This is a genomic window from Sphingobacterium faecium (genome assembly GCF_003054045.1).
In the GTDB taxonomy this organism is placed as follows: domain Bacteria; phylum Bacteroidota; class Bacteroidia; order Sphingobacteriales; family Sphingobacteriaceae; genus Sphingobacterium; species Sphingobacterium faecium.
Genome location: NZ_QBKH01000001.1, coordinates 764829 through 781487 on the forward strand (window position 1 = coordinate 764829; position 16659 = coordinate 781487).

Below are 16659 nucleotides of genomic sequence, written 5' to 3' on the forward strand. Positions count from 1 at the left end.
ATACTAATTTTCAATATTCCAGTTTACAAAATCTCCTACGGCATTTATAAAATTTGGTCGATAAGTAAAAGTGAAATCGATATAATCCGACTGACAAGAGCTGGTATCGCTACAACAGAATTGACGATTTATATTGAAATTAATTCGGAATTTACCATTAGTTTTTTTCTCGTCAATAGTGAATTTTGCTACTGTAAGATCATCAATTAGTGGGGCACCATCTTTATCGGATAAATTGTCAAACACAACTTCCTGCAATTGTTTTCGCTCGTCAAGTGTGATGTTATTGATTAATAATGTGGAATTATGATTGATTTCTACCCATTCTTTTTCCGACACCTTTATATTTAATTTGATTGTTGACATGTCTTTAATGTATAAGCAATTTGATCCTGAATTAACTGTCCTTCAGGAAAATAGTGTTTTCGTATTTTGGGGTTCAAACTCAAGAGTTCAGCAATTGCGTTAAAAATGAGGTATTTAAGCTCAGAAATAGACAAACAAATAATAACGTTGCTAAAAGTAATGCTATTTCGGTCTTGAATAGTGTATAAACGTTTTTGCATGGATCTAAGTTTTATCACATTGATCAATATCTGTAATTCTTCTTCCCAATAACCGATGAGATCTGCCAATTGTTGTAATACAAACTGTTTCCTCCATTTATTCAACTGTTTTTGATACTCCGTGTTACGTTTACAATAAATGGAAATCGTTCTATTTTTTACAATGATCTTAGGAAAAATGCTATTCTTGATAATTTTAAGTATATAGTTTTGTTGAAATAGTTGAATAGGCTCATCTACATAACTAATTTCTTCATTAATAGCGGTATTCGTTTTTTTATTTTTTATAAACTGTTCTAATGTTTTGACATCAATATTCGCAGGGACAAAGATGGTAGGAACACTCAGCTTCGTGTCTAAACGAATATCTTTCGCATCTGTGGTAATGATTTTATAGTGTTTTCCAGCTATTTCAGTGATCATATGGAAATTAAATGTTTGTCCTTGTAAACATAATACTTACTTTTATTAAGTTTGTCATTAAATTAAAACAAAATAAACGGTGATATGAAAAAACACACAGTACTTGCTGCTTTGATGATGTGTGGAGGGGTTCTCTTTGCACAGCAAAATCCAGCAATCAATCCAGCATTTATGGATAAAAGTGTTCGTCCACAGGATGATTTTTACAATTTTGTAAACGGTCAGTGGATGAAAACGGTTGAAATACCTTCGGATAAAGCAAGATGGGGATCTTTTGATGAACTTCGTGAAAATACGGATATCGCTACTTTAAAGATCTTAAAAGAATCCTTAAGTACTACATTTGAAAAAGGCTCTGATGGTCAAAAGATTGGTGATTTGTACCGTTCCTACATTGATTTTGACAAACGTAATCAATTGGGGGTAACTCCAATTAAGCCTTATTTAGATAAGATCGATGCTATAAAGGATTTTAAAGGCCTTTATAATTACTTAGTCGAAGTAACGCCTATCGGTGGCAATCCTTTCTTTGGTGGTTATGTATATGCGCATTTGAAAAACAGTAATGTCAATACGGTTTATTTAGGTGCTGCGAGTTTAGGTCTTGGACGTTCTTATTACCAAGTGGTAGATGCTAAAAATACCGAGACTTTAGGAGATTATTCTAATTTTATTTCGGCGCTTTATAGCAAAGTCGGTCAACGTACTCGTGACTTAAAAGGTCCAAAAATTGTTGCATTTGAAAAAGAATTAGCTAAAAATCTAAAAACAGTAGAGCAGTCGCGTGATGCTGAAAAGCGTTATAATCCAGTTGCAGTTGCTGATTTAGGAAAGATGGTTAAGAACATCGATCTAGCGAAATATTTGAAAGATACAGGATTTAAAGCAGATACGGTTATTATTTCAGAATTGGGTTATTACCAAAATTTAGATAAAGTATTGAAACCTGAGAATTTGGATATGATAAAAGAGATGCTGAAATTTAATGTCATGAATGATGCAGCAGGATACTTAACGGCAGATTTGGATCAACTCAATTTTGATTTCTGGGGTAAAAAGCTGAAAGGTCAAAAAGAGCAGCGCGATCTGGAAAAAAGAGGTCTTGAGTTTGTCAATAGCCTTGTGGGAGAGCTTTTGGGTAAGATGTATGTAAAAGAGAATTTCCCGCCTCAAGCAAAAGCACAGGCAGAAGAGTTGGTCGATTATTTGATCAAATCTTTTCAGCAACACATCAAAGATCTAGCATGGATGTCTGCAGATACGAAAGTGAAAGCTTTAGAAAAATTGGCTAAGTTCAAGGTGAAGATTGGCTATACGGATAAATGGAAGGATTATTCTACTTTAGCGGTTGGTACTTCTTTATTTGACAACATTTTGAATGAGCGCAAATGGGCTTTTAAAGATAACTTAGATAAACAAGGTAAACCTGTTGATAAGACAGAGTGGGGTATGACTCCGCAAACGGTAAATGCTTATTACAGTCCTTTGTTCAACGAAATTGTATTCCCCGCAGCTATTTTACAACCACCATTCTACGATTATAAAGCTGATGCAGCTGTTAATTTTGGAGGTATCGGTGCGGTGATTGGTCATGAATTGTCTCATGGTTTTGATGATCAAGGTGCCAAATATGATGGAAATGGTAATTTGAACAACTGGTGGACTGAAGAGGATAAAGCTAAGTTTGAAGCTTCGGCTGATGCTTTGGTCAAACAATTTGAGGCTTACGAACCTGTACCAGGTGTTAAAGTAAATGGCCGTTTTACTTTAGGTGAAAACATCGGAGACTTAGGTGGATCATCTGTTGCTTTTGATGCATTGAAGATGTATTTGAAAGATAAAGGTAATCCGGGCTTGATCGATGGATATACACAAGAGCAACGTTTCTTCTTATCATGGGCGACAATCTGGAGAACCAAAACGACAGATGAGTTTGTTGTGAACCAAGTGAAGACAGATCCCCACTCGCCTGCACAATACCGTGCTTTTGCTCCAATCATCAATTTAGATGGTTTCCATGAAGCATTCGGTACTAAAGAAGGTGATAAACTATTTGTTCCTAAAAACGATAGAATTGTGATTTGGTAATGTAGAATAAATTTTAAAATAGAAAGGGGTCAGCGTTTTTTAATGCTGACCCCTTTCTATTTATCCTGATCTTATTTAAAAAAGTAAAGCTCTTATTTGTCTTTCATCTTCTTTAATTTGATCCTTCATTTCTTGTAGTGAATCAAATCTTTCATCATGACGAATAAAGTGTAAAAACTTTACACGCAATGTTTTGCCATATATATCTTCATTGAAGTCAAAAAGGCTAATTTCAATACTTCTGTTCATTCCATCTACTGTCGGACGTGTGCCTATGTACCCCATTCCTTTAGCAATGCTATATGGTTCAGTTTCGATGTATTCACCTGTGGTGATATTTTGAAGATGATCAAAAATATGAACTTCTACGGCATAAATACCATAGGCCGGAATCAATTTATGCTGTTCATGTACCTGAAGGTTGGCTGTAGGAAAACCTATTGTTCGACCAATTTGATCACCACGTATTACCGTTCCTGTTAATTCAAAGGGATAACCCAAATATAGGTTTGCGGTGTTGATATCACCTGTAATCAATGCAAGGCGTATTCGTGTTGAGGATACGGCTACATCATTGATGTCCTGCTCGGGGATTTGCTCTACGGAATAATCAAAAATATCAGCATACTGCTGTAAATCTTTTAAACTGCCTTTTCTATCCTTTCCAAAGTGATGATCATATCCAATTACAATCTTTTTTGTACCTAATTTTCCTACTAATACATTGCTAATATATTCTTCAGGAGTTTGGTTTGAAAAATCACGAGAGAAAGGGGTAATAATTAAATGATCAATATCTAATTCTGAAAGTCTACTGACTTTCTCTTCGATATCATTAATAAGTCTCAAACTATCATCATCAGGATTGATAATTAATCTTGGGTGAGGGTAGAAGGTTAATAAAACCGTTTCCCCATTAATTTTTTTAGCACATTCTTTTAAATGAGTTAATATTTTTTGATGACCAATATGGACGCCGTCAAATGTACCAATGGTAACAACTGCATTTTCCAATGCTTTAAAATCATCTAAACTTCTATAAATTTTCATTTAATGAAATATTTTCGGGAAATTAATAAATAGAAATCAATTCTTAAGATTGATGTTCTGCCATATTAATTTCTTTATGAACTTTTATTTTTTGAATTAATTCTTCTAAGTTCCAAGCATTTTCAACTTGGTAATCGCCACTTTTAGTTCTTCTGAGTGAACTTAAATGAGCACCACTGTTGAGTACTTTTCCAAAGTCATATGCGAGGGAACGAATATAGGTTCCTTTACTGCATGAAACCCTGAAATGGATAACAGGCATTTCTATTTTTTCAATGATAAAGCTATTAATCGTGACTTTGCGGGTTTTTAATTCGACTGTTTCACCTCGACGAGCTTTTTCATAGATACGTTCTCCATTGATTTTAATAGCTGAATGCGCAGGAGGGTATTGGTCAATATCACCTTCAAAAGTCTTCGCAGCATCATATATCATTTCTTCCGAAATATGATTTGTAGGAAAAGTTTCATCGACTTCTGTTTCAAGATCGTAAGAAGGGGTTGTCCCACCTAACGTGATGGTCCCCATATACTCCTTATCTTCAGCTTGATAGCTATCTATTTTTTTTGTAAATTTACCAGTACACACAATTAACAAACCCGTTGCTAATGGATCTAATGTACCCGCATGACCTACTTTTATTTTTAATGGTTTAATGGAGTTACGAATTTTCCCAACCACATCAAAGCTTGTCCAGGTCAGTGGCTTATCTATCAATAACATTTGTCCTTCGGCAAATGAAAACACTTTTTCTATTTGATCTTTTTCGTTATTTTCCATTCATTGATTCAATTGCACTAGATCATTGATTTTGTTTTCATTTGTTAAATCCTTTTAAAACAAGTATTTGACATAACAAAGTCAAGTTGATTTTGTGTTTTTTTTGCAAAGCTACTAATATTATTTTTCGCACTTGTATTTAAATAGTAAGCGTAGCGTCAAATGTCTTAGTTATTCCAGAAAAATACCAATAAAGCGATACCTATAATAATACGGTACCAGCCCCAAAATTTAAATCCATATTTCGTTAATACGGTAATAAATGATTTAACCGCTATCATAGCAACGATGAAGGCAACGACGTTACCCACTATAAAAACAATGATATTTTCATTGGTGGCAAATATCATTTCATAGCCTTTCTGTGCATGTGCTGTACCTTCGCCCCAAGTTTTAACAAATACGGAGTAAACGGTTACAGCAAGCATGGTAGGAACTGCTAAGAAGAATGAAAACTCTGCTGCAGCTCTTCGGTCTAATCCTTGAGTCAGTCCACCAATAATAGATGCAGCTGATCGAGAGGTGCCGGGCATCATAGCTAGACATTGCCAGAAACCGATAATTAATGCTTTCTTAATTGGAATTTCTCTTTCGTCCAAGATTGTTGGATTCTTGAACCATTTGTCAACAAATAGCAAGACAACACCTCCTAGGACCAGTACTGTCGAGATAGCGATCTGATTACCTAATACAGCTTCTATTTTATCGTCCAATAGTTTTCCTAGAACCAATGCCGGAATAACAGCAATGGCTAATTTATAATAAAGTTGGATATTTTTTATATCAAAAAATTTCTTCCAATAGAGAACTACGATGGAAAGGATAGCGCCAAATTGGATAGACACTTGAAACATTTTGAGGTATTCACTTTCCTGCATACCCATTAAAGCTGCAGTAAAGCCCATGTGGGCTGTTGATGATATGGGAAGATATTCAGTTAATCCTTCAATAATCGCTAGAAGGACAGCTTCAAATAACGACATAGTCTAGTATTGTTTTATTTAGATTTTGGTTTGTAAAGAATGGCTACAAAGCCTAAAGCAAAACCAAGTACTATGACTATGGGAGCTAACGTGATTTTAGTAAAACTATAGATATCTGTATTACCGCTCATTAGGAAAAAACCAATGATAACAATAATAATACTGACAATAAATAATTGATAATTCAATTTTCCGAAAACAAAAGCACTTTTGTTTGTCGATTCAGATTTTTTGATTTGAGCCATTTTTAACTGTATAAATCGTTAGATTTTGCTTTTAAATATTTGGTTACGGCAAAGTATGTACTTAGGCCAGAAATTAGAATTCCGATTGCGATAACTACAATAAAAATAGCTGCAAACTCATACCAATTTCTTAAAAATACCAATTCAGGAATTTGCTGTTGTGCAAATTTTAATGTAAATATCAATAATAAGATTGCTATTAATGAGCCTAATAGACCATGTATGATACCATAAGTAATAAATGGCTTACGTATAAAGTTTTTTGTAGCTCCAATTAATTGCATACTCTTGATTAGAAATCTTTGTGAGTAAATCGCTAAACGTATCGTGTTGTTGATCAATGCTACTGCAATTACCAATAAAATTGCCGCAAATGCCAATACAACAATACTGATGATCCGCACATTTTTATTCACCATATCAATAAGTGATTCTTGATAAACCACTTCTTTGATTCTGTTGTTTCGCGATATTTTTTCAATAAAAGTTTTAATACTGTCGGAGTTTGCATAATCTTCCTTCATATAAACATCAATAGAAGGAAGTAGTGGATTGTGCCCTAAGTACTGAACAAAATCTTCACCCAAATCTTCTTTTAAAGATTTCGCTGCAAGTTCTTTGCTGATATACTCTGAGCGTAAAACATAATTATCCTTCTCTAGATCTTTTTGCAATGAAAGAACATCACCTTCGTTAGTACCATCGTTAACGATAACATTTAAAACAATGTTTTCTTTTACATATTTGGATAAATTCTTTGCGTGAACAAGTAATAAACCTAACAATCCAGTCACTAAAAGGACCAGTGCTATACTGATAACAGTAGAGACGTAAACTGATTTTGTTTTTCTTTTTTGCGTGCTTGATTCGTATTCTGACATAATAAGCAATAAAAATTTATTTGCGAAAGTAATGATTTGAGGGGATTAATTCGAATTAATCTTGTAATAACTTTATTTCGAAAGTGCAAAAATTCGCTATATCCTTTGTAATTAACTTTTCAATACTATCATTTATTGTTTAAACTACAAAACTTTTCTTACAATTCCCCATTAAAATCGTAATTTCGCAAGTCTTACAAAATTCCTCAATACAAAAATGGAGTACAATCACAAATCGTTAGAAAAAAAGTGGCAAAAATTTTGGGCCGATCATGAAACATTCAAATCAGCGGATACACATGAAAAACCGAAATATTATGTTTTAGATATGTTTCCTTATCCTTCTGGAGCTGGTTTGCACGTCGGTCATCCACTTGGCTATATCGCTTCGGATATTTTTTCAAGATATAAACGTTTAAAAGGTTTTAATGTTTTACATCCCATGGGATATGATTCATTCGGTCTACCTGCGGAGCAATATGCAATCCAAACGGGACAGCATCCGGCAATCACGACTGAGGCTAATATAAGTCGCTACCGTGAACAATTGGATAACATCGGTTTTTCTTTTGATTGGAGTAGAGAAGTACGTACTTCTGATCCTTCGTACTACAAGTGGTCGCAATGGATTTTTATGCAATTGTTCAATTCCTGGTATAACAATGAATCGAATAAAGCAGAGTTAATAGATACTTTAGTTAGCTGTTTTGAAACAGTTGGTTCAAAAGGAATTAATGCAGTTTCTGATGATGATGTCTTGTCGTTTACAGCAGCAGAGTGGCTTGCATTTGATGAAGAGAAGCAACAGCGTGAGTTGTTGAAATACCGTATTGCTTATTTACGTGAAAGTACTGTTAACTGGTGTGCTGCATTGGGAACTGTACTTGCTAATGATGAAGTGATCAATGGCTTTTCTGAAAGAGGGGGATTTCCTGTAGAACAAAAGAAAATGATGCAGTGGTCTATGCGTATCACAGCATATGCTGATCGTATGTTGCAGGGATTGGATCTTGTTGACTGGCCTGAACCCTTAGTCGAGATGCAACGTAACTGGATTGGAAAGTCTGTTGGTGCTTTAGTGAAGTTTCCAGTTCCACAATTAGATACAAATATTGAAGTTTTCACGACACGTGTAGATACAATCTTTGGTGTTTCATTTGTTGTGTTGGCACCGGAACATGAATTGGTTTCAAAATTAACGACTGATGAGCAACAGACTGACATCAGCGCATATATTGATAGAACAAGTAAAAAATCTGAATTAGACCGTATGTCTGATACCAAAACGGTATCTGGTGCTTTTACAGGTTCATATGCAAAACATCCGATCACGGGAGAAGATGTTGCGATTTGGATTGCTGATTATGTATTGGCAAGCTACGGAACTGGGGCTGTGATGGCAGTACCTTCTGGAGATCAGCGAGATTATCTGTTCGCTAAGCATTTTAATCTGCCTATTGTACAAATTTCTGATTCACAGCAGATCGAGGAGGAAGCGGATCCAAATAAAGAGGGTAAATATATCAACTCTGATTTCATGAACGGTATGAACTATCAAGATGGTGTTACTGCTGTAATCGCGAAATTGGAAGAGCTAAAATTAGGAAAGGCTAAAATTAATTACCGTATGCGCGATGCGATCTTTGGTCGTCAGCGTTACTGGGGAGAGCCGGTTCCGGTTTACTTTAAAAATGGATTGCCTTACTTGATTAAAGAAGAGGAGCTTCCATTGTTATTACCTGAGGTAGATAAATATTTGCCAACAGAAACTGGCGAACCTCCATTAGGACGTGCAGAAAACTGGAAGTATGAAGATCAATACGATTATGAATTGAGTACAATGCCAGGATGGGCTGGTTCTTCTTGGTACTGGTTCCGTTATATGGATCCTCAAAATGAGCAGACTTTTGCTTCTAAAGAAGCTGTCGATTACTGGAAGTCTGTCGATCTATATATCGGTGGTTCTGAGCATGCTACAGGTCACTTGTTATACTCGCGATTCTGGAATAAATTCTTGAAAGATTTAGGTTTTCACAATGAGGAAGAGCCTTTTAAAAAATTAATCAATCAAGGAATGATTCAGGGACGTTCTAACTTTGTGTACCGTTTATTAAGTGATGAGGGTAAGGGGACAAATACCTTTGTTTCTTACGGATTGAAAGATCAATATAATACCACTCCATTACACGTAGATGTTAATATTGTAGTAAATGATATCTTGAATTTGGAGAAATTCAAAGCTTCGAGACCAGATTATGCCGCTGCCGAATTTATATTGGAAGATGGTAAATATATTTGTGGAACGGAAGTGGAGAAAATGTCTAAATCAAAATTCAATGTCGTTAATCCTGACGATATCATTGAGACATATGGTGCAGATACGCTTCGTTTATATGAAATGTTCTTAGGCCCATTGGAGCAAGCGAAACCTTGGAATACAAATGGTATTGAGGGGGTATATAAGTTCCTAAAAAAGGTGTGGCGTTTATTTCATGATGCTGAAGGTAACTTTAAGGTATCAAATGATGAACCTACGAAAGCTGAATATAAAGCTTTACATAAGATCATTAAAAAGGCCGAGGATGATATTGAACGTTTTTCATTCAATACATCTGTTTCAGCTTTTATGATTTGTGTCAATGAGCTTACTGATCTCAAATGTAATAAGCGTGCCATTTTAGAGCAACTGGTTATCGTACTTCAACCTTATGCACCACATATCTCAGAAGAGTTATGGTCTTTACTGGGAAAAGAAGATGGATCGATCTCGTACGCAACATATCCGACATTTGTTTCTGATTATTTAGTTGAATCTGAATTTGCTTATCCCGTATCGATCAATGGTAAAATGAAAATGAATCTTTTATTAGCATTGGATCTGGATGCGAAAGCTGTTGAAGAAATTGTTTTGTCGAATGAAGATGTCAAGCGTTTTATGGATGGAAAAGCTTTGAAGAAGTTAATTTTTGTAAAAGGTAAGATTATCAATATAGTCGTTTAATCAGGGTAATAGATATTCTAAAAAAAGCCGCTTTTGAATTATTCAAAAGCGGCTTTTTTTAGAATTATATATTGTTGTTACATTATGTTTCCTGACCTCTGTTTATTAAATAGATGTGTTTTGCTCTACGAAAGTGATCAGGGTAACGTTTTTTTAACAGCCTTTATTTCTATTCAATTTCTATTCATCAGTTTACTCACTATCATACGCTTTCATTGATACCCTAGATCTGGTTTTTAAAACAACACATCTTGAAAAGCTTCAGTTCTGTCAAATACAGATTTTGCAAAGGGACAAAGCGGCATAATTTTAACATTTTTTTTACGGGCATAATCTACTGCTTCCAAAACCATTTTTTTACCTACACCATTGCCGTTAAATTCTGGATATACTTCTGTATGGTCAATGATAAATTTATCTTCTCCTGCCCAGGTATATTCCATAATACCAGCTTCTCTTCCGTCTAATTCCGCGATTATTTGACCTTTCTTTTCGTCTTCAATATTTTTTATAGTCATCTCTTTTTATTTAAATAAACAGCTAATTTCTGTCTTTGGTTTTTTAAAATTAAGATTTTTATAATAATTTTTTTTCATTTAAATATTTCCAATAGCGTTTTGGTAAACTTTTAACATGCAGTTTTGTATTTTTCCGTTCTTTTATATTAACAGCATCAAAGTAATTTTTCCATAGGTAACTATAGTGTAATTCATCATCATCTAATTGAATTGAAACATGATTTTTATCTAATGTATGACTAAACTTAACCTCCGTAATCTGCTCTAAATCATAGTAAATACCGTAATTTCTTTTTAAATCGTAGATAAGCCATTTTTGATCGGCATAACGATCTTTAAAAAAATTAACAATTAAGGGTAATACATTAAAGTCGGGCTCCAGATTCGCAAAGTATAATCCATCTTTCATCTTTTGAAATCTAACAAATGCTTTAACGCGATGTCTTTCCCTTGAAACAGATTTTACAATTTTTTTTATTTGTAAAATATCATCATTTGCGTAATTAAGATTTGGTTTATTATTCGGTTTAAAGTAATAAACAATACTTCGAAGTATGAGGAGTTCCATATTTTTTAACTCTGAAAGAAATACGTAGTAAAGCTCTTTAATTCCTTGAATTCCTATTTTTTTCTCTAATCCTAAAAGAACGCGTTTAACCTTAACATCATCTGTTATTACTGTTTCTGAAGTAACGAATAAGCCGGACTGTATGTTCTGATTATTTTGTTGGATAGTCTCAATCTGCCATTTGTATTCGAAAGAACAAAATACACAGGTGATCAATCCTGGCCATGTACCATCATAAATAAGTGTTTTGAGCATCTTAAAATAAGGTTAATTGTTGCGTATTATTTTTGATGTATTTACTAGTTGATTGTGCTAATATGTACTGTTTGATATTTGCTCCTGATTTATCAGCATATATTTGTTGAAATCCAAGACAAGTGATGAAATATTTCGCACGATTGATCGCAACTCCTAACTTTTGGAGATTTTCTATGCGTAAGGGGCCAAATCGTCTAGCCATGATGATTTTCTTAGCTGATTGAACTCCAATGCCCGGGATACGAACTACAGCATTATAATCAGCTTTATTGATATCAATAGGAAATACATGTTGATTGCGTAATGCCCAACTTAATTTAGGATCAATATCGAGATCAAGTAGTGGATGAGTATCATTAACAATTTCGTCGGCATTAAAACCGTAAAAACGCAATAGCCAATCGGATTGGTATAATCTGTTTTCTCTAACCATAGGTACTGCAGAACCGATCTCAGGCAGTCTCTTATCGTAAGATATCGGAACATAGCCCGAGTAATAAACACGTTTTAGGTTAAAATTTTTATAAAAATGCTGAGCAGTCTGAATAATATGTTTATCAGATTCGCCCGATGCGCCAATGATCATCTGTGTACTTTGTCCAGCAGGAGCAAAGGTAGGTGTCGATTTGATGATCTTTCGTTCTTCATTTGTTCTTATGATTTCATTTTTCAGATAACGCATAGGGACAATCATATCTTCACGATTTTTATCTGGAGCTAAGAGTTTAAGCCCTTCTTTTGTAGGTATTTCTAAATTGATGCTGAGACGATCAGCATATAAACCTGCTTGATGTACAAGTTCATCACTAGCCCCTGGAATAGTCTTTAGATGAATATAGCCGTTGAATTTATGTTCTAATCTCAACTTTTTAGCTATGGAAACCAACCTTTCCATTGTATAGTCTGCGTTTTTAAAAATGCCTGAACTTAAAAATAAACCTTCAATATAGTTTCTACGATAAAAATTGATGGTCAGATCTACCACCTCTTGTACAGTAAAGGCAGCACGCTCTATATCATTGCTTTTTCTTGATACACAGTAAGCGCAATCATAAATGCAGTGGTTAGTCAATAAGATTTTTAATAAGGAGACACATCGTCCATCTTCTGTATAAGAATGACAAATCCCTCCTTGATTAGCATTGCCCAGACCTTTATTTTTATTAGCCCTATTGCTACCACTAGAACTGCAGCTTACGTCATATTTGGCTGCGTCTGCTAAAATATTAAGTTTTTGAAATATACGATCTGACATAAATCTATTTATTTTAGTAAATGTACTAATATTTTTAGATATCTAGAGGTTTTCACATAATTTAATGCAATACATTGATTAATTTAACTTACCTATTTACATCATTGTAAGTCACACAAAGCCTAAATTATATTTTGTGTTTTTTATATACGATTATTAATTTTAGATATACTATTAAATAACAGCTCTAGTTTATTTCTTGTATTTAAAATAGAAAATGCCTTGGTTTTAAAAAGATAAAAAAAATTAAATTCAGATTACTGATTTTACTTTTTTGAATGCAATTCACGTATATTGAGCTATTCAATTCAAATGTCATAATTATTTTGATTGATTCATTCCAATTTTGATAGAGCTTATAGTAAAAATAGAAGCATGATTGAATTATAATGTAATGATTATTGTCCGATTATTGAATTATCAACTTATTTAGATGGAAAATGACCAAATTTATATAGAGCAAGTGATTGCCTCGCGGACATGGAGAATTCGTCAACAGGCATTATATCCTAAGGGTTCACTAAAAGATGTGATGGTTGATGAAGATTTTGATGGAACACACTTTGCTGCTAGCGTAGAAGGGGAGTTGGTTGGTGTTATTTCTGTTTTTGAGGTTGATAAAGAGACTTATCAATTTAGGAAATTTGCCGTAATACCTAAATTTCAAGGATATGGTATAGGCACTGCATTGCTACAGTCTGTTTTTGACTTTTGTGTGCTATGGAAAGGTAGTACACTTTATTGTGATGCGCGAGTAGAGGCAGTTTCATTTTATAAAAAATTTGGTATGGAAGAGAAAGGGCAACCTTTTTTTAAGGGAACGCTTGCATATGTCCGCATGCAAATTTGTTTAACCGCCGATCTAGCATGATACTATTTGATATGAGCTAGTATCGATATCAAAATAGGTTTATCTATGGGAGTATGATGCCGTCATGTGTTAAACAATGTATAGACCTAATTCCACGTTTTTAAATTTTCAGAATAGAATTTCCATTCTGGTGTTCGTATAACTTCACCAGATAGGGCATACCAAGGACTTATAGATTTGTTAATGGGATTATTGATGATTTGTAATTCTTGCGCAGGCATGTAACTTTGTGCCATTAATACTAATTTTTGACCTGTTTTGGGATTTATTACCAGATCTACAACCACGATAGCATGGCCGATAGGATTTCCTTTCTGAACAAAAGTATCTCCTATTCGCACGTCATCCATCGATTTAACTGTCGACAATTCATCATGAAGAGATGCAGTGTTAGCATAGGCGAAAATATATTCTAAGTACTTCCAGTATGTTGAATAGGAATAGTCCCCATTTGCAAATTTATTATAATACCTCGGCTTGCCATCGGACAGGAAATTGAAATGAATATCATTATATTTCTTATTTTGATATAAATAATCAGCTCGCAGTCTCATAACAGCATCTGCACATTGATGTAGGTCTCTTTTTCCTATAGGCAGATCAATCACACTTGCATAAATATCTCTTCTATCTTTAGTCCTTCCATTATAATAGGTCACGAGTTTATCTATAGATTTGACGGGGAGCTGCTGTAAGAAATAACCAAATTCATTTTTTTTATAATTTATCCTTTCGTAGCCAACCGGAGGTTTGAATCTATCTTTAATGATTTTTCCCTCGGCATCTACCAATTGCTGATTATAGCCATCAACCATATGCAATTGTTCGGACTTATCTTTCAATTTATTTTGATTGGAAGATGCAGTACAGTAGGTCAGCATGAAACAAATAGAAATAATACACAATATATTCATTACCTTGATGCTAAAATAAAACATTATAACCTAGTGAAAAACGGGCAAATGGATAACTTTTATCAACATCAGGATAGTCTTTGAAGTTCCCTTCTAATCTAAAATAGCCAGAATTCATGTTTAATGAAAAGTTTTTCAGCAAACGAAGACTTCCACTGATGGAAGCTGTATGTAAAAAATAGTGGGATTCGTTGCCGCTCAGGGTGACGAAATAGCCTCCATGGTACTGTGCTCCAAACTTAAATCTATTCAGCACACTGATTTCCCCCGAACCGCGGACATCGATACCTGGTCCATAATTGTAATTTCGGCTTTCTCCAAAAAGGAGGTAGGGATCTGGTACTGCAGCTAATATCACCGGTCCACCTCCTAAGGTTGTTGTTAAACGATTCTTACCACCCAAACTAAAGGTCGATATGACATTATAGTTCATACTTTGTGCTCCATAGAAAAAAGCTTCATTATGGTAAAAATCATAATTTGCAGACAAAACTCCGAGATGCCTTCCTGGTAGATTTTTTAGTACACGTTTTCCGTAAAGTGAGGCATATACATTGACGGTGTTGACAAATGAACTATCGTCACCGCCGACTTCCAGATTAACATAAAAATCATCAAAAGGTTTCTTGTTTTCAATATCATCATTGGAATAAATCAAGCTTAACCGGACAAAATAATCTGTTTTTCCTTTCGTGATAATATCCAGATCTTTTGTGTCAAAGCGTCGGAAACCAAAATCGACTTCAGCTCTAACTTTTGAGGAATCGATCACAGAACCTTTTACGACTCTTCCCCAACGTCCGTCCAATAGGCGATTTAAACCATTAACAGGATTAATAAAAAAAGCTAATACTTCTTTTCCTTGTCGTTCTGCTAATGAGCTTGTCGGTCTAGATAGTACATTTTGTGAAATACGGTGGGTGATTTCACCTAATATAATACCGCCATAGGTGGTGTTAACTAAATCGTTGATCGAAGGAGCTTGTGTTTCACCAGCGGTTTCCCAAATAAAGCTTCCCGCTAAAGTGGCGGCAGAGGACTGTAGGAAACTATAATTATTTGATCTGAACGCATTAAAATACAATTGCCCATGATAGGGATGTGCAATTTGGTTTGTCGCAAAGGCATTATCATCCCATTCCCATGCGTTTGGTTTTAGATGTTTAAACCAATTATTTAGCGTGATATGCGAGTATGGATCTTTTCTGATGAAATAATTGAATGAAGCCGGTAATGCCTGAAACATAAACCATTCGGTTGCTGCCCTAGCAAAATGTTTACGCGGATTATGATTGATGGTGTCTTGATAATTAGGAAGTTGGTAATTTCCATGAGTAACTGTAGAAGAAGTTATGATACTTTTACTGTTTTTAGTTGTAGCAGATGGAATTTTATCCTGTAATGGCTCGAAATTATTAACCGTATCTACATATTCCTGAACATACTCCTGGGCATGTATAGTTTGCGTTGAAAGCAGGAACTGTACAAATAGCATTGTTACATATAAGGATAGAAATCTAATTTTCGTCATTTTAAACATGTCATATATCAGGCTTAAATTCATAAACAAGTAATAAACTTAAATAGTTTTAAATTTAAAGCCTAAAAATATTATTGAAATACAATTAATTTGACCAAAATTTGATTAAAAATTAGTAGATTCTTTAATTTCAAGTCTATCAGCTTCGGTAATATTCCTAATAATTTTGCACGGATTACCAGCAGCAATGACATTGGCAGGAATATCTTTGGTCACAACTGATCCTGAACCAATAATGCTGTTTTCTCCAATGTTTACACCCGGATTGACGATAACATGCCCACCTAACCAAACATTGTCAGCTATCGTGATAGATTTTGAACATTGCCAACCTTTTGCACGGTCCTCTGGATGAATCGCGTGTGTTGAAGTAAATAACGATACATGCGGTCCAAATAAAACATTTTTACCGATGGTAATAGGAGCTGAGTCAAGTAAAGTGCAGTTATAATTAGCGAAAAAATTATCATCTATTGAAATATTGAATCCATAGTCGCAATAAAATGGAGCTTCGATAAAGAAACGATTGGATTTTGTTTTTAATAGATTTTTAATGAGGAGTTGTCTTTCCTTAAAAGATTTTGGCTCGGTATCATTAAATTTTTTAATCTGTATTTTTGCATGGAGTCTTTTTTCGAAAAGTTCTTTTCCAGATTCGCGATAGAATTGATTCCTTAGATTCTTATTATCCATGGGTCGAAATTACTTCAAAAAAAC

The 16659-nt window shown here is 34.4% G+C and carries 16 protein-coding genes; 3 read left to right on the top strand and 13 right to left on the bottom strand.

Annotated elements, in window-relative coordinates; translation table 11 throughout:
* Positions 1-3: 3 nt before the first annotated feature.
* Both C8N37_RS03335 and C8N37_RS03340 read right to left on the bottom strand, forming a co-directional pair.
* Positions 4-366 carry a hypothetical protein gene (locus tag C8N37_RS03335; protein ID WP_108157536.1) on the bottom strand — a complete coding sequence of 121 codons (363 nt, stop codon included), beginning with the start codon at positions 364-366 and terminating at the stop codon, positions 4-6.
* On the bottom strand, positions 348-989 hold the full coding sequence (locus C8N37_RS03340) for a YgjP-like metallopeptidase domain-containing protein (protein WP_108157537.1): 642 nt from the start codon (positions 987-989) through the stop codon (positions 348-350). Before C8N37_RS03340 ends, C8N37_RS03335 begins: the two co-directional genes overlap by 19 nt.
* Positions 990-1073: 84 nt before the next feature.
* Here C8N37_RS03340 and C8N37_RS03345 point away from each other — a divergent pair, with 84 nt between their 5' ends.
* Positions 1074-3077, top strand: a complete 2004-nt coding sequence (locus C8N37_RS03345) for a M13 family metallopeptidase (protein WP_108157538.1) — start codon at positions 1074-1076, stop codon at positions 3075-3077.
* A 75-nt stretch (positions 3078-3152) separates the two neighbouring features.
* On the opposite strand, the gene C8N37_RS03350 is transcribed toward C8N37_RS03345, so the two are convergent.
* The 5 genes from C8N37_RS03350 to C8N37_RS03370 all read right to left on the bottom strand — a co-directional run bounded on the left by C8N37_RS03350 (position 3153) and on the right by C8N37_RS03370 (position 7017).
* Positions 3153-4127, bottom strand: coding sequence for a bifunctional riboflavin kinase/FAD synthetase (locus C8N37_RS03350; protein WP_108157539.1), 975 nt, complete (start codon positions 4125-4127; stop codon positions 3153-3155).
* Positions 4128-4170: 43 nt separating this feature from the next.
* Positions 4171-4908 (bottom strand): tRNA pseudouridine(55) synthase TruB, encoded by a 738-nt coding sequence (gene truB, locus C8N37_RS03355; RefSeq protein WP_108157540.1) that lies wholly within the window; start codon positions 4906-4908, stop codon positions 4171-4173.
* Between the two features lie 167 nt (positions 4909-5075).
* Positions 5076-5891 (bottom strand): undecaprenyl-diphosphate phosphatase, encoded by an 816-nt coding sequence (locus C8N37_RS03360; RefSeq protein WP_108157541.1) that lies wholly within the window; start codon positions 5889-5891, stop codon positions 5076-5078.
* Positions 5892-5905: 14 nt separating this feature from the next.
* Positions 5906-6136 (bottom strand): DUF3098 domain-containing protein, encoded by a 231-nt coding sequence (locus C8N37_RS03365; protein WP_108157542.1) that lies wholly within the window; start codon positions 6134-6136, stop codon positions 5906-5908.
* Between the two features lie 2 nt (positions 6137-6138).
* On the bottom strand, positions 6139-7017 hold the full coding sequence (locus C8N37_RS03370) for a cell division protein FtsX (protein ID WP_108157543.1): 879 nt from the start codon (positions 7015-7017) through the stop codon (positions 6139-6141).
* Positions 7018-7234: 217 nt separating this feature from the next.
* On the opposite strand from C8N37_RS03370, the gene leuS reads away from it, so the two are divergent.
* The gene (gene leuS / locus C8N37_RS03375; RefSeq protein WP_108157544.1) at positions 7235-10018 is read left to right on the top strand and encodes a leucine--tRNA ligase; all 2784 of its coding nucleotides are present in this window, start codon (positions 7235-7237) and stop codon (positions 10016-10018) included.
* A gap of 236 nt (positions 10019-10254) precedes the next feature.
* On the opposite strand, the gene C8N37_RS03380 is transcribed toward leuS, so the two are convergent.
* The 3 genes from C8N37_RS03380 to C8N37_RS03390 are packed head-to-tail and all read right to left on the bottom strand — an operon-like array spanning position 10255 to position 12617.
* Complete coding sequence (locus C8N37_RS03380; protein ID WP_108157545.1) at positions 10255-10536, bottom strand: GNAT family N-acetyltransferase; 282 nt, start codon at positions 10534-10536, stop codon at positions 10255-10257.
* Between the two features lie 58 nt (positions 10537-10594).
* Positions 10595-11359 carry a TIGR03915 family putative DNA repair protein gene (locus C8N37_RS03385; RefSeq protein WP_108157546.1) on the bottom strand — a complete coding sequence of 255 codons (765 nt, stop codon included), beginning with the start codon at positions 11357-11359 and terminating at the stop codon, positions 10595-10597.
* Between the two features lies 1 nt (position 11360).
* The gene (locus tag C8N37_RS03390; protein WP_108157547.1) at positions 11361-12617 is read right to left on the bottom strand and encodes a putative DNA modification/repair radical SAM protein; all 1257 of its coding nucleotides are present in this window, start codon (positions 12615-12617) and stop codon (positions 11361-11363) included.
* 433 nt (positions 12618-13050) lie between these two features.
* On the opposite strand from C8N37_RS03390, the gene C8N37_RS03395 reads away from it, so the two are divergent.
* Positions 13051-13488, top strand: a complete 438-nt coding sequence (locus C8N37_RS03395) for a GNAT family N-acetyltransferase (protein WP_108157548.1) — start codon at positions 13051-13053, stop codon at positions 13486-13488.
* A gap of 86 nt (positions 13489-13574) precedes the next feature.
* Here the strand turns inward: C8N37_RS03395 and C8N37_RS03400 are convergent, their stop codons facing one another.
* From C8N37_RS03400 to C8N37_RS03410, 3 genes are all read right to left on the bottom strand, one after another.
* Positions 13575-14402 carry a DUF4846 domain-containing protein gene (locus C8N37_RS03400; RefSeq protein ID WP_244914327.1) on the bottom strand — a complete coding sequence of 276 codons (828 nt, stop codon included), beginning with the start codon at positions 14400-14402 and terminating at the stop codon, positions 13575-13577.
* Between the two features lie 10 nt (positions 14403-14412).
* Complete coding sequence (locus C8N37_RS03405; RefSeq protein ID WP_244914328.1) at positions 14413-15933, bottom strand: DUF3943 domain-containing protein; 1521 nt, start codon at positions 15931-15933, stop codon at positions 14413-14415.
* A 114-nt stretch (positions 15934-16047) separates the two neighbouring features.
* Positions 16048-16635 carry a sugar O-acetyltransferase gene (locus tag C8N37_RS03410; RefSeq protein ID WP_108157550.1) on the bottom strand — a complete coding sequence of 196 codons (588 nt, stop codon included), beginning with the start codon at positions 16633-16635 and terminating at the stop codon, positions 16048-16050.
* Between the last annotated feature and the right edge of the window lie 24 nt (positions 16636-16659).

Bases quoted from the DNA above. Each gene is read 5' to 3' on its own strand.
- C8N37_RS03335 (WP_108157536.1), bottom strand. From the start codon at position 366: ATGTCAACAATCAAATTAAATATAAAGGTGTCGGAAAAAGAATGGGTA.
- C8N37_RS03340 (WP_108157537.1), bottom strand. From the start codon at position 989: ATGATCACTGAAATAGCTGGAAAACACTATAAAATCATTACCACAGAT.
- C8N37_RS03345 (WP_108157538.1), top strand. From the start codon at position 1,074: ATGAAAAAACACACAGTACTTGCTGCTTTGATGATGTGTGGAGGGGTT.
- C8N37_RS03350 (WP_108157539.1), bottom strand. From the start codon at position 4,127: ATGAAAATTTATAGAAGTTTAGATGATTTTAAAGCATTGGAAAATGCA.
- truB (WP_108157540.1), bottom strand. From the start codon at position 4,908: ATGGAAAATAACGAAAAAGATCAAATAGAAAAAGTGTTTTCATTTGCC.
- C8N37_RS03360 (WP_108157541.1), bottom strand. From the start codon at position 5,891: ATGTCGTTATTTGAAGCTGTCCTTCTAGCGATTATTGAAGGATTAACT.
- C8N37_RS03365 (WP_108157542.1), bottom strand. From the start codon at position 6,136: ATGGCTCAAATCAAAAAATCTGAATCGACAAACAAAAGTGCTTTTGTT.
- C8N37_RS03370 (WP_108157543.1), bottom strand. From the start codon at position 7,017: ATGTCAGAATACGAATCAAGCACGCAAAAAAGAAAAACAAAATCAGTT.
- leuS (WP_108157544.1), top strand. From the start codon at position 7,235: ATGGAGTACAATCACAAATCGTTAGAAAAAAAGTGGCAAAAATTTTGG.
- C8N37_RS03380 (WP_108157545.1), bottom strand. From the start codon at position 10,536: ATGACTATAAAAAATATTGAAGACGAAAAGAAAGGTCAAATAATCGCG.
- C8N37_RS03385 (WP_108157546.1), bottom strand. From the start codon at position 11,359: ATGCTCAAAACACTTATTTATGATGGTACATGGCCAGGATTGATCACC.
- C8N37_RS03390 (WP_108157547.1), bottom strand. From the start codon at position 12,617: ATGTCAGATCGTATATTTCAAAAACTTAATATTTTAGCAGACGCAGCC.
- C8N37_RS03395 (WP_108157548.1), top strand. From the start codon at position 13,051: ATGGAAAATGACCAAATTTATATAGAGCAAGTGATTGCCTCGCGGACA.
- C8N37_RS03400 (WP_244914327.1), bottom strand. From the start codon at position 14,402: ATGAATATATTGTGTATTATTTCTATTTGTTTCATGCTGACCTACTGT.
- C8N37_RS03405 (WP_244914328.1), bottom strand. From the start codon at position 15,933: ATGACGAAAATTAGATTTCTATCCTTATATGTAACAATGCTATTTGTA.
- C8N37_RS03410 (WP_108157550.1), bottom strand. From the start codon at position 16,635: ATGGATAATAAGAATCTAAGGAATCAATTCTATCGCGAATCTGGAAAA.